Origin of the sequence: Neptuniibacter sp. QD57_21, assembly GCF_047778075.1 — a bacterium.
Classification (GTDB): Bacteria; Pseudomonadota; Gammaproteobacteria; order Pseudomonadales; family Balneatricaceae; genus Neptuniibacter.
Window position 1 is genome coordinate 475,536 of record NZ_CP180549.1, and the last position, 24,679, is coordinate 500,214.

18 protein-coding genes, 2 tRNA genes and 3 rRNA genes are annotated in these 24,679 nt (G+C 46.6%); 13 read left to right on the forward strand and 10 right to left on the reverse strand.

The features are described 5' to 3' along the window. Positions 1 to 111 precede the first annotated feature (111 nt). Entirely contained in the window at positions 112 to 996 is an 885-nt protein-coding gene (gene gluQRS, locus ACMXYS_RS02065) for a tRNA glutamyl-Q(34) synthetase GluQRS (RefSeq protein WP_415897436.1), read from the reverse strand. 49 nt (positions 997 to 1,045) lie between these two features. After that, on the reverse strand, positions 1,046 to 1,474 hold the full coding sequence (gene dksA / locus ACMXYS_RS02070) for an RNA polymerase-binding protein DksA (RefSeq protein ID WP_415883334.1): 429 nt from the start codon (positions 1,472 to 1,474) through the stop codon (positions 1,046 to 1,048). Between the two features lie 278 nt (positions 1,475 to 1,752). On the opposite strand from dksA, the gene ACMXYS_RS02075 reads away from it, so the two are divergent. Further along, positions 1,753 to 2,916, forward strand: a complete 1,164-nt coding sequence (locus ACMXYS_RS02075) for a pyridoxal phosphate-dependent aminotransferase (RefSeq protein WP_415897437.1) — start codon at positions 1,753 to 1,755, stop codon at positions 2,914 to 2,916. Continuing rightward, entirely contained in the window at positions 2,916 to 3,617 is a 702-nt protein-coding gene (gene sfsA / locus ACMXYS_RS02080) for a DNA/RNA nuclease SfsA (RefSeq protein WP_415897438.1), read from the forward strand. The genes ACMXYS_RS02075 and sfsA overlap by 1 nt, the downstream gene beginning before the upstream one ends. Here sfsA and ACMXYS_RS02085 read toward each other — a convergent pair. After that, positions 3,614 to 3,928, reverse strand: coding sequence for a Rieske (2Fe-2S) protein (locus ACMXYS_RS02085; RefSeq protein ID WP_415883337.1), 315 nt, complete (start codon positions 3,926 to 3,928; stop codon positions 3,614 to 3,616). The genes sfsA and ACMXYS_RS02085 overlap by 4 nt on opposite strands. Further along, positions 3,928 to 5,454, reverse strand: a complete 1,527-nt coding sequence (locus tag ACMXYS_RS02090) for an AAA family ATPase (RefSeq protein WP_415883338.1) — start codon at positions 5,452 to 5,454, stop codon at positions 3,928 to 3,930. The genes ACMXYS_RS02085 and ACMXYS_RS02090 overlap by 1 nt, the downstream gene beginning before the upstream one ends. 45 nt (positions 5,455 to 5,499) lie before the next feature. Between ACMXYS_RS02090 and mrcB the strand changes: the two genes are divergently transcribed. Next, positions 5,500 to 7,830 carry a penicillin-binding protein 1B gene (mrcB, locus tag ACMXYS_RS02095; protein WP_415883339.1) on the forward strand — a complete coding sequence of 777 codons (2,331 nt, stop codon included), beginning with the start codon at positions 5,500 to 5,502 and terminating at the stop codon, positions 7,828 to 7,830. After that, a complete protein-coding gene (locus ACMXYS_RS02100; protein WP_415883340.1) occupies positions 7,818 to 8,381 on the forward strand; it encodes a tetratricopeptide repeat protein in 564 nt (187 codons plus the stop codon). The genes mrcB and ACMXYS_RS02100 overlap by 13 nt, the downstream gene beginning before the upstream one ends. A 68-nt stretch (positions 8,382 to 8,449) precedes the next feature. Here ACMXYS_RS02100 and ACMXYS_RS02105 read toward each other — a convergent pair whose 3' ends face one another. From ACMXYS_RS02105 to ACMXYS_RS02120, 4 genes are read right to left on the reverse strand one after another with little or no spacing between them, the layout of a single operon-like run. Continuing rightward, on the reverse strand, positions 8,450 to 9,052 hold the full coding sequence (locus ACMXYS_RS02105) for a hypothetical protein (protein WP_415883341.1): 603 nt from the start codon (positions 9,050 to 9,052) through the stop codon (positions 8,450 to 8,452). After that, on the reverse strand, positions 9,049 to 10,332 hold the full coding sequence (gene hemL / locus ACMXYS_RS02110; protein WP_415883342.1) for a glutamate-1-semialdehyde 2,1-aminomutase: 1,284 nt from the start codon (positions 10,330 to 10,332) through the stop codon (positions 9,049 to 9,051). The genes ACMXYS_RS02105 and hemL overlap by 4 nt, the downstream gene beginning before the upstream one ends. Before the next feature lie 17 nt (positions 10,333 to 10,349). Continuing rightward, on the reverse strand, positions 10,350 to 10,979 hold the full coding sequence (gene thiE, locus ACMXYS_RS02115; protein ID WP_415883343.1) for a thiamine phosphate synthase: 630 nt from the start codon (positions 10,977 to 10,979) through the stop codon (positions 10,350 to 10,352). A 3-nt stretch (positions 10,980 to 10,982) separates the two neighbouring features. Then, complete coding sequence (locus ACMXYS_RS02120; protein WP_415897439.1) at positions 10,983 to 12,638, reverse strand: chloride channel protein; 1,656 nt, start codon at positions 12,636 to 12,638, stop codon at positions 10,983 to 10,985. 154 nt (positions 12,639 to 12,792) lie between these two features. On the opposite strand from ACMXYS_RS02120, the gene argC reads away from it, so the two are divergent. The 3 genes from argC to ACMXYS_RS02135 all read left to right on the forward strand — a co-directional run bounded on the left by argC (position 12,793) and on the right by ACMXYS_RS02135 (position 14,827). Next, positions 12,793 to 13,827: an N-acetyl-gamma-glutamyl-phosphate reductase gene (gene argC, locus ACMXYS_RS02125; protein ID WP_415897440.1), complete on the forward strand. Its 1,035-nt coding sequence runs from the start codon at positions 12,793 to 12,795 to the stop codon at positions 13,825 to 13,827. A gap of 62 nt (positions 13,828 to 13,889) precedes the next feature. Beyond that, a complete protein-coding gene (gene erpA, locus ACMXYS_RS02130; protein WP_415897441.1) occupies positions 13,890 to 14,246 on the forward strand; it encodes an iron-sulfur cluster insertion protein ErpA in 357 nt (118 codons plus the stop codon). 128 nt (positions 14,247 to 14,374) lie between these two features. Further along, positions 14,375 to 14,827: a hypothetical protein gene (locus tag ACMXYS_RS02135; RefSeq protein ID WP_415897442.1), complete on the forward strand. Its 453-nt coding sequence runs from the start codon at positions 14,375 to 14,377 to the stop codon at positions 14,825 to 14,827. On the opposite strand, the gene ACMXYS_RS02140 is transcribed toward ACMXYS_RS02135, so the two are convergent. Both ACMXYS_RS02140 and ACMXYS_RS02145 read right to left on the reverse strand, forming a co-directional pair. Then, complete coding sequence (locus ACMXYS_RS02140) at positions 14,824 to 15,933, reverse strand: anhydro-N-acetylmuramic acid kinase (protein WP_415897443.1); 1,110 nt, start codon at positions 15,931 to 15,933, stop codon at positions 14,824 to 14,826. The two genes, ACMXYS_RS02135 and ACMXYS_RS02140, sit on opposite strands and share 4 nt — an antisense overlap. A gap of 2 nt (positions 15,934 to 15,935) precedes the next feature. Continuing rightward, positions 15,936 to 17,273, reverse strand: a complete 1,338-nt coding sequence (locus ACMXYS_RS02145) for a peptidoglycan DD-metalloendopeptidase family protein (protein WP_415897444.1) — start codon at positions 17,271 to 17,273, stop codon at positions 15,936 to 15,938. Between the two features lie 214 nt (positions 17,274 to 17,487). Between ACMXYS_RS02145 and tyrS the strand changes: the two genes are divergently transcribed. The 6 genes from tyrS (at position 17,488) to rrf (ending at position 24,538) form a co-directional block, all read left to right on the forward strand. Next, a complete protein-coding gene (gene tyrS / locus ACMXYS_RS02150) occupies positions 17,488 to 18,783 on the forward strand; it encodes a tyrosine--tRNA ligase (protein WP_415883350.1) in 1,296 nt (431 codons plus the stop codon). Positions 18,784 to 19,392: 609 nt separating this feature from the next. Beyond that, a 16S ribosomal RNA gene (locus ACMXYS_RS02155) occupies positions 19,393 to 20,932 on the forward strand. 68 nt (positions 20,933 to 21,000) lie between these two features. After that, positions 21,001 to 21,077, forward strand: a tRNA-Ile gene (locus ACMXYS_RS02160). Between the two features lie 24 nt (positions 21,078 to 21,101). Beyond that, positions 21,102 to 21,177 (forward strand) — tRNA-Ala (locus ACMXYS_RS02165). 216 nt (positions 21,178 to 21,393) lie between these two features. Beyond that, positions 21,394 to 24,280: ribosomal RNA gene (locus tag ACMXYS_RS02170) — 23S ribosomal RNA — on the forward strand. 142 nt (positions 24,281 to 24,422) lie between these two features. Then, a 5S ribosomal RNA gene (gene rrf / locus ACMXYS_RS02175) occupies positions 24,423 to 24,538 on the forward strand. The 16S, 23S and 5S rRNA genes sit together here with 2 tRNA genes alongside, the layout of an rRNA operon. Positions 24,539 to 24,679: the final 141 nt, after the last annotated feature.

A 24,679-nucleotide genomic window follows, 5' to 3' on the forward strand; every position in this document is an offset into this window, starting at 1 on the left:
ACGTAAGGAAGATACCAAGGTGTTGTCAGGCTCTGCCAGCTATCAATAATGAGGGGTAATACCATGTATAAACCGGGTATCAATAAAAGTAGGACTCGGTGGAAATACATCTTACGACTCGTTTAATAGCGGCTTACTGAGTGTTGGTTTTATTTTACGTATATCCCAGTTAGCAATTGCCCACTCCAGTAGTTCATCTCTACTTGCGTATAGCAGTTCTCGTGGCGGTTCTTGATCCAGAAATTGCAATGCTTTAAACAAAACTGGAATGGGATCGGTGGTTTCTAGTGCCGGAGCAAAGGTTTGCTTACTCAGCTTTTGACCTTCGGCGTTGGTCGCGACAGGAATATGTGCATAAGCAGGTGTTGGATAACCTAACAGCTGTTGTAGATGAATCTGTTTAGCCGTTTCATCTAGTAGGTCTGAGCCGCGTACAATATGGGTAATGCCTTGCAGATAATCGTCGATAGTTACGGCGAGTTGGTAAGAGTAAAAACCATCACGGCGGAATACAACAAAGTCGCCGGTACTACTTAAATTATAGGCATGGGGGCCTTGGATAATATCGCGAAAACTAATGAGCGTACCGTTGCTGTTGATACGAATGGCAACGTTGTCATCTTGCGCCGGAGGGTGCATCAAACAATGTTGGTCATACACCAAATTATCGCAGCGGCTTAGGATCTCTTTACGTGAACAGGAGCAGGGGTAAGCGTGATGAGCTTCGAGTAGTTCCTGCAGTACCGGCGCATAGAGTTCAAGACGTTCGCTTTGAAAGCTGAGTTCACCATCCCAATAAAGACCGTAACTTTCCAGTAACAGTGGAAATTGTTCTTTGACGTCTGGCTGTTCGCGAGGAGGATCTAAATCTTCGATGCGTAAAAGCCATTCACCCTCATGGGCACGTGCATCCAAAAAACTGGCGAGTGCAGCAAGGAGTGAACCAAAATGTAATGGCCCAGTAGGGGATGGGGCAAATCGGCCGATATAGGTCACGATAAATACTTAAAGCTAAGCCAGTTATATAAACTGGCTTAGTTTAGATTTAGCCGCCGACTTGTTTTTCTTTGATCTCCGCCAGCGTTTTGCAATCGATACACAAAGACGCTGTAGGTCGAGCTTCGAGACGACGAACGCCAATTTCGATACCGCAAGCATCGCAATAGCCGTATTCATCTTCGTCGATCAGCTCAAGCGATTCATTGATCTTTTTGATCAATTTACGTTCGCGGTCACGAGTACGTAGCTCAAGGCTGAATTCTTCTTCCTGGCTAGCTCGATCGCTTGGATCTGCAAAATTTGAAGGTTCTTCGCGCAGATGGTGGATAGTGCTATCCACTTCTTCCATCAGTTCTTGTTTCCAAGCACCTAGGATTGCACGGAAGTGATCCTTCTGTTTCTCATTCATGTATTCCTCACCCTCAACTAGCGGATAAGGATCAATATGTGTGAAAGATTCGCTCTTGTTTGGCATAAGCGCTGCCTCACTCTCTTTCTTTCGTAAGCCACCTTAAGGGTGACTTCACTTGCCTGTGTTTAGTTATGCAATAAATACATTGATTTAGCATAGAAGGCAGGCAAATTACCAGATGCCTCGCCGTTTCGCTAGCCCTAAATGTATTCTATTGATACTAAAAGACATCTCATTAGGTTTAGTTCACCTTGAAGCGCTTGTAAATAGGCGCTCTAGGCGGGATATTCGTAAATGGTCTGAGGTATACTGCCATTTTTAGTGTTTGATCAGGTATTCGCATGGTATTCCGTCCTTCCCAACGTGTTGCAGAAATTGAGTCTTTTAAAGTGATGGACTTGCTTAAACGGGCTAAGCAACTTGATGATGTTGGATGTGACGTTATCCATATGGAGGTGGGTGAGCCTGATTTTGCAACAGCACCCTTGATTGCAGAAGCAGCCAAAGCGGCGATTGATAGCGGCCTGACTCAGTATACGCCTGCCGCGGGTATTCCTGAATTACGTGAGGCGATCAGTCAGTGGTATGCCACGAAATATGGGCTAGAAGTCGCCCCTGAACGCATTGTTGTCACCACCGGCGCATCTAGTGCTTTGTTGATGGTGTTCTCTTTACTCGCTGATGCTGGGCAGTCGTTTATGATGGCTGATCCGGGTTATCCATGTAATCGCCAATTCCTGCGCTTTTTAGAAGCTAAATCTCAGTTAGTGCCGACTAATGCAGAAGATAATTTCCAGTTAAATGCTGAGTTGATTGGACAGCATTGGCAAGCTAATACCGCTGGGGTGCTGTTAGCTTCTCCTGCTAATCCAACCGGTATGGTTGTTCATCGGGATGAGTTAACTGCTATTGCTGCGACAGTTAAAAAACTAGGTGGTCATCTTGTTGTTGATGAACTCTATCATGGGCTTACCTACGGAACAGATGCGCCAAGTGCATTAGAGATCGATAAGAATGCCTTTGTTATCAATAGTTTTTCTAAATATTTTGGGATGACAGGTTGGCGTTTAGGTTGGCTGGTGGCACCTGAGGAGGCTGCCCCAGAATTAGAAAAATTGGCGCAGAATTTGATGATTTCGCCAAACACGGTTTCGCAATATGCAGCACTGGCTGCATTTAAGCCTGAAACGATTTCTGAATTGGAGCGTAGACGTTTTGAGTTCCAAAAACGTCGTGATCTTTTGGTGTCTGGATTAAGAGATTTAGGCTTTGATCTCCCAGTTACCCCTGAGGGGGCATTCTATGTGTATGCAGGCGCTAAGCACCTTACCGATAACACTTTCGATTATTGTTGGTCGTTGTTGGAAGAGGATCATATAGCGACGACGCCGGGGTTGGATTTTGGTCAGCACCGTAGTCAGGAATTTATTCGATTCTCCTACACCACAGGGTTGGATCGAATTCAGTTGATGCTGGAACGTTTATCTAAAAGGATTCAAAAATAATGCAGTTCGAAAATCTAATCGAAGGGCGTTTGATCAAGCGTTATAAGCGTTTTCTCGCTGATGTTGTTTTGTCGGATGGTCGCGAAGTTACGATCCATTGCCCTAATACGGGCTCCATGAAAAACTGTGCTGATCCAGATAGCCGTGTTTGGGTGCACGACAGTGGCAATCCTAAACGTAAATACCCATTGGGTTGGGAGCTGGTGGAAGTTGAAGGGCAGTATCTCGCCTGTATCAATACCGGTCGTGCCAATAAACTGATTCGCGAAGGGATTGAGCAAGGTGTGATTGCTCAGCTGCAAGGGTACTCTGATATTCGTCAAGAGGTTAAGTATGGTGAAAACAGCCGTATTGATCTCTTGTTAGAAGATGAAGAGAAAGGTCGAGCATGGGTTGAAGTTAAGAATGTGACTTTGCTTGAATCTGATAACTGGGGAAGCTTTCCAGATGCAGTGACTAAGCGTGGCGCTAAACACTTGCAGGAGCTAATGGCGATGGTTGAGCAAGGTGATCGTGCTGTGATGCTGTTTTGTGTGCCTCACACAGGGATTAAACAAGTACGCCCAGCCGATCAGATTGACCCTGAATATGGCCGCTTACTGCGTGAGGCTATAGACGCTGGGGTAGAAGTAATCGCTTATGCTGCAGATATCTCGCCTGAACAGATTAGTATTCAACGCGAGATTCCGGTAATTACTTAGCCGAGGATCACTTGGCCATCATCTAAGGTAAATGGGATGGCGGTCAGGCTATCTTCTACGCAGGGGCCTGAGATGCATTCGCCACTGTCAATTTTGAAAAGCGCGCCATGGGTAGCACACTGGATGAAGGTCTTGTCGTAATCTAGGAACTGATTAGGCTGCCATTCTAGGGGAATGCTGCGATGTGGGCAGCTATTCTCATAGACGAATAACTCACCACGGTATTTTACCGCGAAAAGTTTTTTACCTTCGCACTCAAACCCTTTGGCCTGACCTTCAGTAATCTCATCAATATGGCATAAGGCTGTCATTAGAAAATTACCTCTTGGATTCGTAGCTGTTCTAATAATCGTACGATCGCTTCATCATCGTCGGTATCGATTGAGAGAGTAAGTGCTTGCTCCTCTTCTGTTAGAGGTTGTGCAAGCTGTTGTTGTTCCAACATGACCGCAATGTCAGCATCGGATGCATCCGAGCCTTCATTGGAACGGCGTTTCAAACGGGCTTCAATTAGTTTTTGCTCGCATTCGCAGCTGATAATGCGAATAGGTATACCGAGTTTCTCAGCCAGTTCGATATAATTCTGGCGTGTTCTTTGGCGCAAACAAGTTGCATCTACAATCACTGAGTAGCCATTACGTAGCAGCTCTGCGCTTGTATCAAAAAGATGATTGAAGGTATGGGCGTTCATTTGTGGACCATACAGATCAATTTTTTCCCCTTTTAAGCTCAACTCGCGGAAAAGACGTTTGCGCTCAACATCAGAGCGGATACGAATTGTATCGGTTTGATCAACAAGCTGTTGGCTTAAATGGCTCTTGCCACTGCCGGAAATTCCATGCATCAAAAACAGTGCTGGCTTTGGTGCACGAGCATAGTAATCGGTTAGACGCAGATAGCGGCGCAGGGTTTGTAGATCGTGATGCTCGCCTAGTACTGCAACCTTGGCGCGAACCATGGAACGGTACGCTTTATAGAAATTAAGCAGTGGTAGTGCATTGTAATCACCACTGATTTCTAAGTAGCGATTTAAGCAGCGATTGGCCCAACGGAATTCACCGTTGGCTTCCAGATCCATAAGGAGAAAAGCAAGATCGCAAATACTATCGATCCAGCGGAACTGTAAGTTAAATTCGATACAGTCAAAGAGTCTTAGCTCATCATGAAAAAGAGTGATGTTGGCTAAGTGAAGGTCGCCATGGCATTCGCGAATATGACCGGATTGCTTACGTTGTTCAATTAGCGGTGTCAGTTTGCGGAACTGCTGCGCAGTGTAATGGGATAGCTTTTGTACTTTGTGCCAGTCATCTAGTTCGTCGATAGCGTCGGTGATATGGCTGAAGTTATCGGAGACAACTTCCCAAATCGTTTCCGCTTCACCCCAAGGGCTGTCTTGCGCCACAATCGGAATGCGCTGGTGAAAATCAGCAATCTGTTCGGCTAATGTATCTATCCAGCTAGCTTCAAAGCGATGATTGGCTAAAAGGAGATCTAGGCGTTGAGAGTGATCAAATTGCTGCATTTGAACAGCATATTCAATGATCTCTTCATCGCCTTCTGGATTGAATATCGGATTCTCAGCATTACCGCCAATAGTGATGACTTGCTGGTAGATATCAGGCGCTAATCGTTGATTTAGACGTAGCTCTTCCTCACAGAAGTGCTGACGCTTCTCTAGCGTGGTAAAATCCAGAAAACCGAAATCCACTGGCTTTTTAATCTTATAGGCATATTCGCCTGTTAAGATCAGCCAGGAAATGTGGGTTTCTATCACCTCAATCTGGTCGACTGGATGCGGATAGAACGAAGCTTGTTTTAGAGAGTCGATTAGGGTCATAAACGTACTGATATACCTGCTAAGGGAAGGCATTATACTGAGCCAATGGCAAAAAAGAGAGCACCAAAATCGTCAAGTCGTGGCAAAAGCACTAAAAAACCACGCAGTTTCCTGAAAAAGTTTCTTATCTTTCTGTTCAAACTGTCCCTTTTGGGCATGGTGATTGGCGGAATCGGTTTGATCTATCTGGATGTCCAAGTCAAAAGTAAATTTGAGGGTAAGCGCTGGGCATTGCCTGCCAAAGTGTATGCGCGGCCTCTCGAGTTGTATCCGGGGCAGGTATTAGATCGCCAAGCATTCAAGGAAGAATTGAAAGGCTTGGGCTACCGATTTGTAAATCGTGCGGATAAACCGGGGATGGTGGAGTGGGCTTCCAGTCGTGCTCGCGTGTATACCCGTGGATTCAGTTTCCCTGATGGTGATGAGAGCGCACAGCGTTTATTGCTGAGCTTCAGTGGCAATCAGTTAGTTTCGATTAAGGATAGTCGTGGTTCCATCGTTCCGTTAAGTCGCCTCGAACCGATCCTGATCGGTGGTATTTACCCTAGAGATAATGAAGACCGTGACCTGATTCGCTTAGAGCAAGCTCCTCAACTGCTTTTGGACTCATTGATTCAGATCGAGGATCGAGACTACTACAACCACTTTGGTGTGTCGCCAAAAGGTATCGCGCGTGCAATGTGGGTTAACCTTAAGGCGCGTCGCTTTATTCAGGGCGGTAGTACCCTGACACAGCAGTTGATCAAAAACTTCTATCTGACCTCTGATCGAACATTAGCGCGTAAGCTTATGGAAATCCCGATGGCTGTGCTATTGGATCTTCGCTACAGCAAGAATGAGATTCTAGAGGCTTATCTGAACGAAGTTTACTTGGGGCAATCGGGCTCCCGGGCAGTACATGGGTTTGGCCTGGCGAGTCAGTATTACTTTGCCCAGCCTATTAATGAACTGAAACTTCATCAGGTCGCGCTATTGGCTGGTATGGTGAAAGGGCCATCTTACTTCGATCCAAGGCGTCACCCGGAACGTGCCAAAGCGCGTCGTGACCTTGTGTTGAAAGTACTTCAAGAACAGGGCGTGATCAGCATGAAAGATCGTCTAGATGCTGAGAAACGTGGCTTAGGTGTGGTTAAACAGCGTAGCCTGCATAAAGGTGCTTACCCTGCATATCTTGATCTTGTGAAACGTCAGTTGCGTGAAGAGTATCCTGAAGATGTGCTTAGCTCAGAAGGTTTGCGAGTATTCACTAGCTTAGATCCAATGGTGCAAGCGAATACTGCAGCTGCTCTGACCAAAACCATAGGCAATTTAAAGAAACGCTACGGCAAACCAGTCACTGCATTGCAGGGCGGTATTGTAGTCACTGATCCGCAAACGGGTGAAGTATTGGCGCTGGTGGGTGGTAAAAACGCGCGGTACCAAGGTTTTAACCGAGCTTTAGATGCGCGCCGTCCAATCGGTTCTTTGGTGAAACCAGCAGTCTTTTTGGCGGGGTTAGAAGAGGGTTATACCTTGGCTTCCCTTTTGGATGACCAGCCTATTAGTGTGCCGCTTCCTGGTGGTAAGAGTTGGGTGCCGCAGAACTTTGATCGTCAAAGCCACGGTAAAGTGCCGCTTTATCTATCTTTAGCGAAATCCTATAACCAGAGTACTGCTCAATTAGGTATGGATATAGGTTTGCCGAAAGTGATCGATACCTTAGAACGTCTAGGTATCTCTCGTGATCCCAAGCCTTACCCCTCGCTTTTACTGGGCGCGGAGTCGATGAGCCCATTTGAGATTGCGACGGTTTATCAGACGATTGCTGCAAATGGTTTTAGAACGCCGATGCGTGCTATTCGTTTGGTTACGGACTCAGAAGGGCAGGAGCTTTCTCGCTATCCATTTGAAGTGAAACAGGTGGTGACTGCGGAGAATATGCATCTGATTCAATATGCGTTGCAAGCGGTTACCCGAGAAGGTACAGGGCGCTATATCTATAGCCGTCTGCCAGGTTCAATTAATGTGGCTGGTAAGACCGGCACCAGTAATGGTCAGCGCGATAGTTGGTTTGCTGGTTTTGCAGGAGATCGTATGGCGGTGGTCTGGTTGGGTCTGGATGACAATGACAAACTGCCATTTACCGGCTCGGGAGGAGCATTACGGGTTTGGACCGAGTTAATGGTCAAAGAACGACCACAGTCGTTTATGGCGGTTCAGCCAGAAGAGATTGAGTATCACTGGGTTGAAGAAAAAACAGGTTTGATCTCTGCCGAACAGTGTCAGGGTGTGCGACAATTGCCGTTCATAAAAGGTACAGCTCCGCAAGATTACGCTGAATGTGCCGGAAATCAGCAACAAGAATCTATGGATTGGTTTGAACGATGGTTCAGATAATTAAGCGTTATAAAACAGCTGGAGCACTTTTAACAGCGTTGGCTTTGACTGGGTGTGTGAGTGGAACAGGAGTATACCGTCCCCCTGTAGAGGATCGATCAGGGCAAGATGGCGTTATTCAGTCAGCCGAATCTGCTACGGGTGTTCAAATCAAACCTACGGTTGTTCGAGAATCGCGAACTGAGAAGTCTGTCGCGGTACCAGTTCCAACGCCTGTGACTGCTCGAGCTCAAAACCCTGCTGTCATTGCTCTGTTAAACAACGCAAACCAGCAGAAAAATAGAGGGGCAATGCAGGCGGCTGAAAGTAGCCTTGAGCGTGCGCAACGGATCGCTCCTAGGGATCCGGAAATCTATTACCAATGGGCTGATGTTCGTCGCCTTGAAGGTCAGTGGGCTCAAGCCGAGCAAATGGCTCTCAAAGGTACAAATATGGCCATTGGTGATGTCGTTATGTTGCGAAGATTGTGGTTGCTGATTGCGGATATTCGTCAAAGTTCAGGTGATCGTTCTGGAGCAAATGCTGCCCGGACTAAAGCGCTGAACTACTAATCGGATAAGTACTAAAAAGCAGCCTAAATGGCTGCTTTTTTATGCGTGAAATATCTGGTCGAGACAGCTTAAGGAAGCTTTTCTTTTCCAAGGGCTATGCTCAAAAGTATCAGAGCAACAGCAAGCACTGAATGATACAGAGCTGGGCCGGCCAAATGAGGCATTAGAGATGCCTGACTATAGACAAGTGTCGAAACTGCAATTGCAATTGCGGATGCAGTACCTGCCGCTTTAGTGATTAGAGGCTGTATTCTTAAACAGCTGATTAACAACGCAAGTGCAGATAGTCCTGCGAGTGCTTGGCTGTAGGTGACGCCTACTTCGCTACGGCGACACAGCTCAAATAGAGCGAATAATACTAATAACCAACGTCCCCATGCTGCACGTGACCAATCCTTCTTCCAAGCATAATCAAACATGGCGCTTGCTATTAAAGGGATTGCAGCAAAGTACGCTAGGTTATCCAGCAGGCGCCTGAACGTGACTGAATCCTGATCTGTTCCTTGTAGCAGGAGTGCACCAGCACCTGAGCAAGCGATAAATGCAGCCGACAGGCTAATGACCATACTGGCAGTATGATCATGTTTCTCGCCTACTCTATAACTGCGGCCTGCTAAAAATAGAGCACTGGCAATAAGAAGAGCATTGCCAGCTATGATCGCTAAGGTCATTTTAGATTCGCAAAAACGTGGTCAGCTGCTGCGAGTGTTTTCTCAATATCTTCCTGTGTGTGTGCAGCAGATACAAAGCCTGCTTCAAATGCTGAAGGTGCTAGATATACGCCTTGCTCAAGCATGCCGTGGAAGAATTTAGAGAAACGATCTGCGTCGCACGCCATAGTTTCAGCGAAGCTAGTTACTTGCTCTTGCTCAGTGAAGAATAGACCGAACATGCCACCAACACGGCTAGTGGTAAATGGAATACCATTTGCCATCGCTACAGCTTCTAAACCTTCGGTTAGTAGCTCTACTTTTGCGCTTAGTTGCTCGTAGAAACCAGGTTTAGAAACAGCGTTCAGCATCGCTAGGCCTGCAGCCATTGCGAGTGGGTTACCGGAAAGCGTACCCGCTTGGTAAACAGCGCCTAGCGGAGCGATATGCTCCATGATCTCTTTCTTACCACCAAACGCGCCTACTGGTAGACCACCGCCAATAACTTTACCTAGCGTCGTCAGGTCAGGCGTTACGTTATAAACAGACTGTGCGCCACCCAGTGCTACACGGAAGCCCGTCATTACTTCGTCAAAGATCAGAACCGTGCCGTATTCATCACATACTTCACGAAGACCTTCTAAGAAGCCTGGAAGAGGAGGGATGCAGTTCATGTTGCCGGCTACAGGTTCAACGATGATACACGCGATCTGATCACCGATCTCTGCGAATGCTTTACGAACGCTGTCGATATCGTTGTGAGTCAGAGTGATGGTGTGTTCAGCAAGAGAAGCTGGAACACCTGGTGAGCTAGGCTCACCTAAAGTCAGCATGCCAGAGCCTGCTTTAACCAATAGAGAGTCGGAGTGGCCGTGGTAGCAGCCTTCAAACTTAACGATTTTATCGCGCTTAGTGTAACCACGTGCCAGACGGATCGCACTCATAGTTGCTTCTGTACCAGAGCTAACCATACGGACCATGTCTAAAGATGGCATGATCTCGCAAACCTTGTTTGCCATCTCGATTTCGATCTCAGTTGGCGCGCCAAAACCTAGACCGTTATCTAAAGAAACGCGTACAGCATCGATTACTTCACTGTTGCAATGACCTAAGATCATTGGTCCCCAAGAGCCAACGTAGTCGATGTATTTGTTACCGTCTTCATCAAACAAGTAAGCGCCTTCGCCTTGTTTGAAGAAGATTGGGGTGCCGCCTACACCTTTAAATGCACGCACAGGAGAGTTAACTCCACCGGGAATGTGAACTTGAGCTGCTTGGAAAAGTTCTTCTGAACGGGACATCTTTATTCTCTCTGAAATCAATTAGTGAAGAGCTGGTGGAACTGTTTTGCTGCTGCAGTCACTTTTTTGTTCGCGTATAGCGCATGTATGACGGCAACCATATCGGCACCTGCTGTTACAATCTGGTCGGCATTATCCACGCTAATGCCTCCAATCGCCACTATTGGCAAGTTAACTTTGTCTTTTACATCTTTAACCAACGAAAGAGGAGCTGGCTTGGCATTGGGTTTAGTTTTCGATGGGAAGAATGCGCCGAATGCTAAATATGAAGCACCGGCTTGTTGTGCTTTTAAGGCTAGCTCCAATGAATCATGGCAGGTTACACCGATGATCGCATCTTCGCCTAGCATTTCGCGAGCTTCCTCTATTGCGCCATCGCTTTGTCCCAAGTGCACACCTGCGGCACCAATACCTGCAGCTAAGCCTGCATCATCATTAATGATGAGCGGGATTTTGTTCTTTTTACAAATAAGGTTTAAAGCCGATGCTTGCTCAACGCGTTTTTTAAGATCGGATGATTTATCTCGATACTGAATAATCTTCGCACCGCCCTGTATGCTTTGTTCAACTTTGCGGAGCATTGTTTCAGTATCGGGCATTAGATCGGAATCAGTAATGCCGTATAGGCCTTTTAAACTGTATGTCATAGATCAGTCTTTGCGGTAGAAATCTTCAATTTGGCTTCGGGTTAGTAGGCCCGTAATTTTTTTCTGATTATTTAAAACGTATAAAGCTTCGGTGCTTTTATTATTCATTCTATCCAGAGCTTCTTGTAGTGTTGCTTTGCTATCGATACTACTAGCATCGAGACGAAGTGCCGGTATTTCTAATAGATCAATATCCTTATGTGGTTCAAAGCTATTTCTAAGGTGAAGATGCAGATCTCCAGGGGAGAGGAAACTGAAGTTATTATCTTTTTCTACCAGAACCCAATCGGGGCTAGTCTCTAAGGCATGTTGAGCGCCTTTTTCGGAGACGATTGCAGTACTTTTTACAAAATTCGTTGTCATGATGCTTTGTACGGCTGAGCCATTAAGTATCTGGGCAATAGGTTTATAACGATAATCCAACCCTTGTAACTGCATACTGATAACAAAGATTGACGGCATTTTGAAAACGTAGCGGGCGATCAAATTTGAAACCACAATGGAAATCATTGCGGGAAAAATAATATTCGGATTGGATGAAAGCTCTAATATCGCCACAAGTGCGGCCATAGGCGCGTTGGCAACAGCGCCCATCATGCTGCCCATACCCAATAGGGCATAGAATCCAGAATTTGCTACATCTTGGTCAACGGCACTAGCACCAAAGATACCGAGAATTCCCCCCGCCATAGCGCCTATGAAAAAGGTAGGCCCGATAAGTCCTGCTGGAACACCAAGGCCAAGAACAATCGGTGTCAGAACGCACTTGGCTAGGACTATGCCTATTAGTAAACCAATTCCCACTTCGCCATGTAAAACAGAGGTCACTGTGTCGTAGCCCAATCCCATTATTTGTGGATAAAACAGAGCCATTGAGCCAGTGAGAATACCTGCCAACATCAACTTGGATCTATACGTAAAGACGGAATGATCGGACCACTTCATTGTTGCACGCATTAGCGCAATAAATAGAACTGCTAAAAGTCCAATAATAAGGCCTAAAAAGGCCACGTAAGGAATTTCATGCAGAGATTCTATATGTAGTTGAGGGACAGTAAGTACTAACTGATTCCCTAGCATTATCTGGACAACTAGCGTGCCTGTTGCTGCAGCAACCATGACTGGCATAAAACCAATGACGGTGTATTCCAGTAATATGACTTCCATGGCAAAGACGACGCCTGCTAATGGGGTGTTAAAGGTAGCGGCAATACCTGCGGCAGCGCCGCAGCCTGCCAGTATTCTTAAAGTATTGTTGGGTAGTTTTAATCTTTGTCCAAGTTGGCTACCACATGCTGCACCTAAGTGAATAGCTGGGCCCTCTTTACCGACAGAGTGACCGCATAGCAGAGCAATTGAAGCCGCGATAAGTTGAACGACGGCGTTCACCAAAGGCAGATTGCTTTGATGGTAAGCCATTCGTTCCAATAAGTGAGCAACACCTACTTTGCGATTCAGTGGGGTGACGCGTGATAAAACCGCTATCAGTAATAAACTACCGACAATAGGGAGGAAGAAATGATACCAAGAAGAAAGTCCTTCAAAGTTATCACTGTCACCTCCCGGTAAAAAGCTAGAAAGCGGGAGTTCAAGCAATAACCGAAAGCTGCCTAAAACAAGACCGCACAACAATCCGCAGATTAACCCTAGGATAACCATTTGGGGCAATGCTTCACTGTGAGCAAGGCGATGGCGGAAATGGTCAAGAGAAAAAGTATTTCGCAGCATAAGCTAGATTATTTATTAATAGTCATAAGGGTCTTAGTTTCTGTATTATACGTTACCAGTTTTTCATCCCTTATGAGAGGTTCCTGTGATTAAGGTAGGTATTGTAGGTGGTACCGGTTATACCGGTGTAGAGTTACTTCGTTTGTTGGCAAATCATCCTCAGGCAAAAGTAGAGGTTATTACTTCTCGTTCAGAGGAAGGCGTCAGTGTGGCTGACATGTATCCCAACCTTCGAGGACACCACGATCTTCGCTTTACCGTACCGGACGTGGAAACGCTAAGTGGTTGTGATGTTGTTTTCTTTGCGACACCCCATGGAGTTGCAATGAATATGGCAGCCGAGCTTGTTGGTAAGGGTGTTAAAGTCATTGATCTAGGCGCTGACTTCAGAATCAAGGATCTCGAGCTTTGGTCTAAGTGGTATGGTATGGAGCACACTCAGCCAGAGATGGCTGAATTGGCTGTATATGGCTTGCCAGAAGTAAATCGTGAACAGATCAAAGATGCGCAATTGATCGCTTGTCCAGGTTGTTACCCAACTGCGACGCAGCTTGCTTACCTGCCTCTATTGGAAAATAAACTGATCGATCACCGTCGTCTCATTGCTGACTGTAAATCAGGTGTAAGTGGTGCTGGTCGTGGTGCGAAGGTCGGTATGTTGTTGTGCGAAGCGAGTGAAAGCATGATGGCTTACGGCGTGCCGGGTCATCGTCATCTGCCTGAAATTAAGCAAGGTCTTGCTCTAGCAGCAGAGCGTCCAGTACATCTGACGTTTGTTCCACACCTAACGCCGATGATTCGTGGTATCCATTCTACCTGCTACGGCGTGTTAAAAGATCCTATTGATCACGATCTACAAGCGATCTTTGAAGAACGTTACGCAAATGAGCCATTTGTTGATGTTATGCCTGCAGGTAGTCATCCACAAACAAGAAGTGTTAAAGGTGCGAACGTTTGCCGTATCAGCGTTCATCGTCCTCAAGGTGAAGACACGGTGGTTGTATTATCTGTGATTGATAACCTTGTTAAAGGTGCTGCGGGTCAGGCGGTTCAAAATATGAACATTATGTTTGGTTTTGAAGAGACTGCTGGTCTGAATGTTGTTGGCTTGATGCCTTAATACTTGACTGAATTAGTCGGTTAAGGCGATAATTGTGCTCAGCTTAATTGAGTATGGTCGTTATGATAGAAACAGTTGATCCGATTGCAGAGCCGGAGATGGTATTTACTACTTCTGCCGCTGCTAAAGTAAAATCTCTTATGGAAGAGGAAGAGAATGATAGCCTGAAGTTACGTGTATTTATTACAGGTGGCGGCTGCGCCGGTTTCTCTTACGGCTTCACTTTTGATGAAAATGCTGCAGATGATGACACTGTGATCGAGCGTGATGGTGTGTTCATGGTGGTAGATCCGATGAGCTTTCAATATTTAGTTGGTTCTGAAGTGGACTTTAAAGAAGGTCTACAAGGTTCTCAGTTTGTGATTAACAACCCGAACGCAACGACAACTTGTGGTTGTGGTTCATCTTTCTCTATCTAGCTGTTTCTGTTCAGCTTAGTCTAAGCTTGCATATGATAGTAATAGGTTATCCCTTGTTATGAGGGGGCCTATTACTATATCTTCTACTCTGTCGTAGGTTATTAATTTAAGTCCTCTAGGGGAATAATATGCGTCAGTTGGTTTTTTCTGTTTTTTGTATGCTTTTTTCTGGCTTGCTGATGGCCCAGCCACTGCAATCGCCTGTATCTCCAGATGTCGCTAATGATCGCTATTTGGCGTTGATCAAAAAACACACGCCTAGTGAAGTTGAAATGCTTTTTCAAAGAGCGAGTATGCTCGTTGATGAAGTGGAGAATCTTTCATCCTACGAACCGATCGTGTTTGTTTTGCATGGTGATGAAGCGCATGCCTTCCGGCATCAGAATATGAATCAGTACAAAAGCTTGTTAGAGCTTGCTGAGCGATTAGATTCCAATAATGTGATTGATATCCGTGTATGTGAAACATGGATGCGAGCGAATGGTGTAGAGCGCTCAGAACTACCTGCGTTTATCGATACGATCCCACTAGGTCCGGCAGAGCAGGTTAGGTTACGCCAACAAGGCTATCTATACTTTTAGGCTTGATAGATAGCGCCTAGAATTCGATCGCCTTTTGCGCCGGTAACATTTGGATTGTTGCCGGTTTTCCCATCTAAGCAGCGCATCGCTAACCAGGCAAAGGCTGCGGCTTCCATCCAATCCGCATCAATCCCAATATCGCCACTGTTGCTGACGTTGATATTGGGTAATAAATCAGATATTCGTTGCGTAAGTGCCTGATTGAAACTACCGCCGCCACAGATATATAGCTCAAATACCTGGCTGGGAATGTGTGTTTTTATAGCGTCGGTTATGCTGGTGGCGGTCAATTCAAGCAAAGTGCGTTGTACGTCTTCCGCTTTAATCTCTGGGAGCGTGGCTAGTGTTTGTTTTAGCCAAGCTAAATTAAACTGTTCCCTACCAGTGCTTTTAGGTGGAGGTTCTGAAAAATATTCAATAGAGCTTAATTGCTCTAAAAATTCCTCATTAATGGAGCCGGTTAGTGCCCATTCGCCATTTTGATCGAAGGGAAGGTCTCGACAGTGCTTGATCCACGCATCTAATAAAACGTTACCCGGACCTGTATCAAAGCCAAGGATGCTTTGCTCTTCGGATTTTGGAAGGAAAGTAAGGTTAGCCATCCCACCGATATTCAGTAGAATACGATTGCAATCATGTGAATGCAGCATTGCATGATGAAACGCTGGAACCAAAGGTGCGCCTTGACCATCAGCGGCCATGTCACGACGTCGAAAATCTGCCACAGTGGTGATACCGGTTAGTTCAGCAATTTGGTTTGCGTCACCTATTTGCAAAGTGAAACCAAATTCTGGACGATGGCGGATGGTTTGGCCGTGGCTGCCGATTGCTGAAACTTGCTCGGCAGATAAACTGTTTTTGCTTAAAAGATCATTTACGGCTTTGGCGAAGAGTTCGCCTAAGGATCTATCTACCTTGCCCATTAAATCAATTTCATGATCGCCGGGCTGGGTCAGTGTCAAAATGTCGTTCTTTAAAGTTGCTGGAATCTCTTCAGCGTGCGTAGCTATCATTTCAAAATTTGGTGTAAATCTAACAGCAACTGCGTCGATACCATCTAGGCTGGTTCCTGACATTAACCCAATAAATAGATGCTTCTGACTCATGCTTAACGGCTGCTCTGTGCAAGTGTGGTGGCTTGATGGGTTTCAAGCTGAGCTAATAAACTGCTTGCTGTTTCCGTAAAGTTACTTCGCTCAGCTTTAGCGACAGGAGAGGCTTGTGGTAATTTAACCGTCAGAGGATTCTTGTGGACGCCATTTACGCGAAACTCGTAGTGAAGATGAGGTCCGCTTGCTAGGCCGGTTTGACCAACAAAGCCAATCACTTGCCCTTGCTTAACCCGAGTGCCGACACGTTGTCCGCGTTTAAAGTTACTCATGTGGGCATAAAGGGTGGTGATATTGCTACCGTGTTGGACGATTACAACATTGCCAAATCCGCCTTTTCTACCACGGAATGTGATTTTACCTTCACCAGCAGCTTTAATTGGTGTGCCTGTTCGAGCAGCATAATCCACGCCCTTGTGAGCGCGAATTCGATTGAGTACAGGGTGCTTACGGCTGAGGCTGAAGCGTGAGCTGATACGGGCGAAATCTACCGGCGAGCGAAGGAAAGCTTTGCGCATACTATAGCCTTCAGGTGTGTAGTAGCTGCTATCGCCTTGGGTATTTGTATAACGAAGAGCTGTGAATTTATTGCCTCTGTTAGTAAATTGAGCAGCAATGATAGGACCTTCGCCAATTTTCTCGCCATCTAGATAATGCTCTTCATAAATGAGGCTGAAATCGTCGTTTTTACGGATATCTAGGACGAAATCCACATCCCAGCCGAATATGCTGGCGAGCTCCATAATCTTTTTGCTAGAAAGGCCTGCTTCGGCACCCGCTAAAAATAGAGAGTCTTTTATAGTACCTGAAGTGAATTGTTGTCTTTTTTCAGGTGTTCTGATGACAGAATTAATCTGATAAGAGCCATTATTGTCGGTGTATAGAATAGTATGCTTTAGCTTTGATTCGGTATGCTTAAGTTTGCTTAACTTTCCGTTTTTTATTTCAAAGCTTAATGTTTGGCCTGGAAACAGACGGGTAAATGCTTTTGTTTCTTTGCCAGCGGCAGCGACATGATAAACATCACGCGGAGTGAGTCCTGCCTTCTTGAACATGGAGGTTAAGTTGTCGCCATCCCCTATGATATATGATATCCAATTAGGCTCTACAGGGGCTGTTGTAATAGTTTGAGAAGGAATTGTTGTGACTGTTTTGGGATCAGGTGTATCTACTGTTTTTATAACAGTAAGTGGTGAGGGTAAGTCTCCGCGATTTGCTCCTACCTCTTGTGATGGAAGCAGTAAAAGAGTCAGGCCTAAAATAAGTACACAGGCACTGACAGCCACTAAGTGAACCGTGGGAAAGTTTCCACGGAACTGTTTAACGCGATTTAGCACCCTATACCCCTTCATTATCATATTGGGTTGCTGAAAATTAAGCGTTGCATTATGCCACTGTCATCAAAGAAAGTCGGCTTAGTTAAATAAAACTTAAGGATTGCTTAACGATTACTAAGAAAAATTGCTGAGAACTTATTTGTTTGCAGGCTTAGCAAGGGCTAAAATAGCCGCTTCGAATTTTTAGCCGTAATTTAAAGGGCAAGCAAAAGAAATGAGTGAAGCACTATTAAACGACCTACAAGCGCGCGGGCTAGTTGCGCAGATGACAAGCGAAGAAGATTTGGCAAAGCATCTTGCTGAAGGCAGTGTGACTCTTTATTGCGGCTTCGACCCTACAGCGGATAGTTTGCATATTGGTAGTCTTGTACCACTACTAACACTGAAGCGTTTTCAGGAGTTTGGTCACAAGCCGCTTGCGCTTGTGGGTGGGGCGACTGGTCTGATTGGTGATCCAAGCTTTAAGGCGCAAGAGCGTAAGTTAAATGATGATTCAACAGTAGCAGGTTGGGTTGAGAAGCTTAAAGCTCAGGTTAGTGCATTTGTAGATTTCGACTGTGGTGCTAATAGTGCTGAAGTTGTGAATAACCTCGATTGGACACAAAACGTAAATGTTCTAACTTTCTTGCGTGATATTGGCAAGCACTTCTCTGTTAACCAGATGATAGCTAAAGAGTCAGTGAAGCAACGTATTGATCGTGAAGGTGAAGGTATCTCTTTCACTGAATTTACGTATATGATTTTGCAATCGTATGACTTCCAGCAATTGAATGCGTCTCATGGCTGTACTCTACAGATCGGTGGTTCTGATCAGTGGGGCAATATTACGGGCGGTACTGAACTGACTCGTCGCATGAATGGCAATCAAGCATTTGGTTTGACGCTACCACTTATCACTAAATCAGACGGTACCAAATTCGGTAAAACTGAATCGGGTACTATCTGGCTAGATGCAAATAAAACATCTCCATATGCTTTCTATCAGTTCTGGCTACAAACGGCAGATGCAGATGTTTACCGTTTCCTTAAGTACTTCACATTCTTACCTGTAGCAGATATTGAAGCGTTAGAAAAAGAAGATGCAGAGCGCCAAGGTCGTCCAGAAGGTCAACGTGTTCTTGCTGAAGAAGTAACGCGACTTGTTCATGGTGAGGAAGGTTTAGCTGCGGCTAAGCGTATTACAGAAGCACTATTCTCGGGTGAAACATCCGAACTAAGCGAACAGGATTATGCGCAGCTAGCCCAAGACGGTTTGCCATCATCTGTAATTAATCCAGAAGAAGTGTCTGAAACGCCTTTAACGACTATCTTGTCAGAAGCGGGTATGGCGCCTGGCGGTAAGCAAGTTAAAGATGCGCTGCAGCGAAATGCGGTGATTGTTAACGGTAACGCACATGGCTTTGAAGATAATATGAAAGCGACAGAGGTGTTCGCCGAGTCAAATGCACGCTTTGGTAAGTACTTCTTAGTTAAGCTAGGTAAAAAGAAACACCATCTATTCTCTCTTTAAGTCATAAGAGGGAGTATAGAGAAGGCGTTGAGGTAAAACTCAGCGCCTTTTTATATCTATTGACTGGTATTTGTACGTTGCTGATCAGTCCTTGACCGATTAGCCGTGTTTTGTAAGTTTTTTACAACTTTTTTCAGTTTTTTATAGATTAGCTGTTGACGCATTTTTAGATGTCTGTAAAATTCGCCGTCCTTGCTTAGGGAGGCCGCTTTTTAAGGGGCTGCAGAGCTGAGTGAGGTGCTTAGTAAGTAATTGAAAACATTGGTTTTTAAGATTGCTTACGGAGCAGGATTCAAAGTCCGGTTGCTGAGTAAAAACTTTTTACAAAATTGCAAAATAAACGGTTGACTTTGAATGAGCGCAAAGTAGAATATGCGCCTCGCTTGAGACGAAACGCTGATTCAGCGGAGAGTCAAGAAAGCAACGCTCTTTAACAATTTGATCAGATAATTCGTGTGGGCGCTTGTTGAGAAGAAGCAAACTTTTTCTAGACAAGCAACCAAGTGAATTCATTTAAAGCGATTTACAAAGGTTTAACGTTCTTAAGAATGTTATCCGGTTGTTTAGTACTAGAGCCCGTTACCACATTCCTGGTAACACAAATGATTTAAACTGAAGAGTTTGATCATGGCTCAGATTGAACGCTGGCGGCAGGCCTAACACATGCAAGTCGAACGGTAACATGACTAGCTTGCTAGTTGATGACGAGTGGCGGACGGGTGAGTAACGCGTAGGAATCTACCCAGTAGCGGGGGATAAGCCAGAGAAATTTGGTCTAATACCGCATACGCCCTAAGGGGGAAAGCAGGGGATCTTCGGACCTTGCACTATTGGATGAGCCTGCGTGAGATTAGCTAGTTGGTGAGGTAATGGCTCACCAAGGCGACGATCTCTAGCTGGTCTGAGAGGATGATCAGCCACACTGGAACTGAGACACGGTCCAGACTCCTACGGGAGGCAGCAGTGGGGAATATTGCACAATGGGCGCAAGCCTGATGCAGCCATGCCGCGTGTGTGAAGAAGGCCCTAGGGTTGTAAAGCACTTTCAGCAGTGAGGAAAGGTTAGTAGTTAATACCTGCTAGCTGTGACGTTAACTGCAGAAGAAGCACCGGCTAACTCCGTGCCAGCAGCCGCGGTAATACGGAGGGTGCGAGCGTTAATCGGAATTACTGGGCGTAAAGCGCGCGTAGGTGGATTGGTCAGTCAGATGTGAAAGCCCAGGGCTCAACCTTGGAACTGCACCTGATACTGCCAATCTAGAATACGGTAGAGGGTAGTGGAATTTCCTGTGTAGCGGTGAAATGCGTAGATATAGGAAGGAACACCAGTGGCGAAGGCGACTACCTGGACCGATATTGACACTGAGGTGCGAAAGCGTGGGGAGCAAACAGGATTAGATACCCTGGTAGTCCACGCCGTAAACGATGTCTACTAGCCGTTGGGAGACTTGATCTTTTAGTGGCGCAGCTAACGCGATAAGTAGACCGCCTGGGGAGTACGGCCGCAAGGTTAAAACTCAAATGAATTGACGGGGGCCCGCACAAGCGGTGGAGCATGTGGTTTAATTCGACGCAACGCGAAGAACCTTACCAACTCTTGACATCCAGAGAAGTTACTAGAGATAGTTTCGTGCCTTCGGGAACTCTGAGACAGGTGCTGCATGGCTGTCGTCAGCTCGTGTTGTGAAATGTTGGGTTAAGTCCCGTAACGAGCGCAACCCTTGTCCTTATTTGCCAGCACTTCGGGTGGGAACTCTAAGGAGACTGCCGGTGACAAACCGGAGGAAGGTGGGGACGACGTCAAGTCATCATGGCCCTTACGAGTTGGGCTACACACGTGCTACAATGGCCGGTACAGAGGGCCGCGAACCTGCGAGGGTAAGCTAATCTCAGAAAACCGGTCGTAGTCCGGATTGGAGTCTGCAACTCGACTCCATGAAGTCGGAATCGCTAGTAATCGCGAATCAGAATGTCGCGGTGAATACGTTCCCGGGCCTTGTACACACCGCCCGTCACACCATGGGAGTGGATTGCACCAGAAGTAGCTAGCTTAACCTTCGGGAGGGCGGTTACCACGGTGTGGTTCATGACTGGGGTGAAGTCGTAACAAGGTAGCCCTAGGGGAACCTGGGGCTGGATCACCTCCTTAAACGAAAGCCGATTCTCGGCAAGCGTTCACACGAATTATCTGATCAGAGAAGTTAAGAGCAACGGTGTAGGCTTGTAGCTCAGCTGGTTAGAGCGCACCCCTGATAAGGGTGAGGTCGGTGGTTCAAGTCCACTCAGGCCTACCAATCAATAGCCTTACTGTTTTTCTTGGGGCTATAGCTCAGCTGGGAGAGCGCCTGCTTTGCACGCAGGAGGTCTGCGGTTCGATCCCGCATAGCTCCACCATCATCCTCTGGATGAGAAGGAAGAGTTTTAAAACATATTGTCGTTTAAGACATTATCTTTTAAAGCTTTTTTGCTTTAAACGCTCTTTAACAATTTGGATTTGATTCATTTGATTTAGATTTAAGACATGTAGTTTTACTGCATGCGCCAATTCGGCGAAATCTATCGTTACTAGCAATACAAGTTACTGTGATTCCAGACGCCTTCGGGTTATATGGTCAAGTGACTAAGCGTGCACGGTGGATGCCTTGGCAGTCAGAGGCGATGAAGGACGTTGTAACCTGCGATAAGGTTCGGGGAGGTGGTAAACAACCTTTGATCCGGACATTTCCGAATGGGGAAACCCACCTATTTATAGGTATCTTTTAACTGAATACATAGGTTATTAGAGGCGAACCTGGGGAACTGAAACATCTAAGTACCCAGAGGAAAAGAAATCAACCGAGATTCCCTAAGTAGCGGCGAGCGAACGGGGACTAGCCCTTAAGCTTTATTAGATTTAACAGAACACTCTGGAAAGTGTGGCCATAGTGGGTGATAGCCCCGTATGTGAAAGGTCTTTTAAAGTGAAATCGAGTAGGACGGCACACGTGAAACGCTGTCTGAATATGGGGGGACCATCCTCCAAGGCTAAATACTCCTGACTGACCGATAGTGAACCAGTACCGTGAGGGAAAGGCGAAAAGAACCCCTGTGAGGGGAGTGAAATAGACCCTGAAACCGTGTACGTACAAGCAGTGGGAGCCGTTTTCGGACGGTGACTGCGTACCTTTTGTATAATGGGTCAGCGACTTACTTTTAGTGGCAAGGTTAAGCATTTGCGGAGCCGTAGGGAAACCGAGTCTTAATAGGGCGTCCAGTCGCTAGGAGTAGACCCGAAACCGAGTGATCTATCCATGGGCAGGTTGAAGATGCAGTAACATGCATTGGAGGACCGAACCGACTGTCGTTGAAAAGCCAGCGGATGACTTGTGGATAGGAGTGAAAGGCTAATCAAACTCGGAGATAGCTGGTTCTCCTCGAAAACTATTTAGGTAGTGCCTCGTGTCTAACCATGGGGGGTAGAGCACTGTTTCGGCTAGGGGTCATCCCGACTTACCAACCCGATGCAAACTCCGAATACCCATGAGTTCAATCACGGGAGACACACGGCGGGTGCTAACGTCCGTCGTGGAAAGGGAAACAACCCAGACCGTCAGCTAAGGTCCCAAAGTTTATGCTAAGTGGGAAACGATGTGGGAAGGCTTAGACAGCTAGGAGGTTGGCTTAGAAGCAGCCACCCTTTAAAGAAAGCGTAATAGCTCACTAGTCGAGTCGGCCCGCGCGGAAGATATAACGGGGCTAAGCATAACACCGAAGCTACGGATGCACTTTGTGCATGGTAGAGGAGCGTTCTGTAAGCTGTTGAAGCGGAAGCTGTAAGGCACCGTGGAGGTATCAGAAGTGCGAATGCTGACATGAGTAACGATAAGGGAGGTGAAAACCCTCCCCGCCGGAAGACCAAGGGTTCCTATCCAACGCTATTCGAGGTAGGGTGAGTCGGCCCCTAAGGAGAGGCTGAAGAGCGTATCCGATGGGAAACAGGTTAATATTCCTGTACTGCTCATAACTGCGATGGGGGGACGGAGAAGGCTAGGCTAGCGCGGCGTTGGTTGTCCGCGTTTAAGATAGTAGGTTTAGAGCTTAGGTAAATCCGGGCTCTTTTAAGACCGAGAATCGATGACGAGGTCCTTTATGGACTGAAGTAGTTGATGCCATGCTTCCAGGAAAATCCTCTAAGCTTCAGGTTATGACTAACCGTACCCTAAACCGACACAGGTGGTCAGGTAGAGAATACTAAGGCGTATGAGAAAACTCGGGTGAAGGAACTAGGCAAAATGGCACCGTAACTTCGGGAGAAGGTGCGCCGGTTTTGGTGATGGGACTTGCTCCCTAAGCTGAGGCCGGTCGAAGATACCAGGTGGCTGCGACTGTTTATTAAAAACATAGCACTCTGCAAACTCGAAAGAGGACGTATAGGGTGTGACGCCTGCCCGGTGCCGGAAGGTTAATTGATGGGGTTAGCGCTTGCGCGAAGCTCTTGATCGAAGCCCCGGTAAACGGCGGCCGTAACTATAACGGTCCTAAGGTAGCGAAATTCCTTGTCGGGTAAGTTCCGACCTGCACGAATGGCGTAACGATGGCCACACTGTCTCCACCCGAGACTCAGTGAAATTGAAATAGCTGTTAAGATGCAGTTTACCCGCGGCTAGACGGAAAGACCCCGTGAACCTTTACTACAGCTTCACAGTGGACTTTGACATTACTTGTGTAGAATAGCTGGGAGGCTTTGAAACCCTGTCGCCAGATAGGGTGGAGCCACCTTTGAAATACCAGCCTGGTAATGTTGAGGTTCTAACCCAGTTCCCTAAGCGGGATCGGGGACATTGTGTGGTGGGTAGTTTGACTGGGGCGGTCTCCTCCCAAAGAGTAACGGAGGAGCACGAAGGTACCCTCAGCATGGTCGGAAATCATGCAATGAGCGCAAGAGTAGAAGGGTGCTTGACTGCGAGACAGACACGTCGAGCAGGTACGAAAGTAGGTTCTAGTGATCCGGTGGTTCTGTATGGAAGGGCCATCGCTCAACGGATAAAAGGTACTCCGGGGATAACAGGCTGATACCGCCCAAGAGTTCACATCGACGGCGGTGTTTGGCACCTCGATGTCGGCTCATCACATCCTGGGGCTGAAGCCGGTCCCAAGGGTATGGCTGTTCGCCATTTAAAGTGGTACGCGAGCTGGGTTTAGAACGTCGTGAGACAGTTCGGTCCCTATCTGCCGTGGGCGTTTGAGATTTGAGAAGAGTTGCTCCTAGTACGAGAGGACCGGAGTGAACGAACCTCTGGTGTACCGGTTGTGATGCCAATTGCATTGCCGGGTAGCTACGTTCGGACGGGATAACCGCTGAAAGCATCTAAGCGGGAAGCCTCCTTCAAGATGAGATCTCACTGGGAACTTGATTCCCCTAAAGGGCCGTTGAAGACTACGACGTTGATAGGTTGGGTGTGGAAGCGCTGTGAGGCGTTGAGCTAACCAATACTAATTGCCCGTGAGGCTTGACCATATAACGCCCAAGGCGTTTGGCAAGTGACTTGTAAGATACGTAAGACGATAGAGAGTAACGAATTAGCGCGTAGTTAAGCTACAGTCGATAAACTATCTAGATCAAATAAAAGAAGAATCAGATCTAAGTTGTAACAGTTTTGCTTGGCGACCATAGAGTTGTGGAACCACCTGAATCCATCCCGAACTCAGACGTGAAACGCAACATCGCCGATGGTAGTGTGGGGCTTCCCCATGTGAGAGTAGGTCATCGCCAAGCATTTAATTAAGAGAAAACCCCGGTCACGATGTGATCGGGGTTTTTTCGTTGTGGGTTATAAAATACGGTTAAGAGCGGATAGGCGCTGCTTAGAGCGGATAAAAACGGGTAAAAGCAGATAAGCCCGTCAGGATGAGTTGT

Bases quoted from the DNA above. Each gene is read 5' to 3' on its own strand.
- dksA (WP_415883334.1), bottom strand. From the start codon at position 1,474: ATGCCAAACAAGAGCGAATCTTTCACACATATTGATCCTTATCCGCTA.
- ACMXYS_RS02075 (WP_415897437.1), top strand. From the start codon at position 1,753: ATGGTATTCCGTCCTTCCCAACGTGTTGCAGAAATTGAGTCTTTTAAA.
- sfsA (WP_415897438.1), top strand. From the start codon at position 2,916: ATGCAGTTCGAAAATCTAATCGAAGGGCGTTTGATCAAGCGTTATAAG.
- ACMXYS_RS02085 (WP_415883337.1), bottom strand. From the start codon at position 3,928: ATGACAGCCTTATGCCATATTGATGAGATTACTGAAGGTCAGGCCAAA.
- ACMXYS_RS02090 (WP_415883338.1), bottom strand. From the start codon at position 5,454: ATGACCCTAATCGACTCTCTAAAACAAGCTTCGTTCTATCCGCATCCA.
- mrcB (WP_415883339.1), top strand. From the start codon at position 5,500: ATGGCAAAAAAGAGAGCACCAAAATCGTCAAGTCGTGGCAAAAGCACT.
- ACMXYS_RS02100 (WP_415883340.1), top strand. From the start codon at position 7,818: ATGGTTCAGATAATTAAGCGTTATAAAACAGCTGGAGCACTTTTAACA.
- ACMXYS_RS02105 (WP_415883341.1), bottom strand. From the start codon at position 9,052: ATGACCTTAGCGATCATAGCTGGCAATGCTCTTCTTATTGCCAGTGCT.
- hemL (WP_415883342.1), bottom strand. From the start codon at position 10,332: ATGTCCCGTTCAGAAGAACTTTTCCAAGCAGCTCAAGTTCACATTCCC.
- thiE (WP_415883343.1), bottom strand. From the start codon at position 10,979: ATGACATACAGTTTAAAAGGCCTATACGGCATTACTGATTCCGATCTA.
- ACMXYS_RS02120 (WP_415897439.1), bottom strand. From the start codon at position 12,638: ATGGTTATCCTAGGGTTAATCTGCGGATTGTTGTGCGGTCTTGTTTTA.
- erpA (WP_415897441.1), top strand. From the start codon at position 13,890: ATGATAGAAACAGTTGATCCGATTGCAGAGCCGGAGATGGTATTTACT.
- ACMXYS_RS02135 (WP_415897442.1), top strand. From the start codon at position 14,375: ATGCGTCAGTTGGTTTTTTCTGTTTTTTGTATGCTTTTTTCTGGCTTG.
- ACMXYS_RS02140 (WP_415897443.1), bottom strand. From the start codon at position 15,933: ATGAGTCAGAAGCATCTATTTATTGGGTTAATGTCAGGAACCAGCCTA.
- tyrS (WP_415883350.1), top strand. From the start codon at position 17,488: ATGAGTGAAGCACTATTAAACGACCTACAAGCGCGCGGGCTAGTTGCG.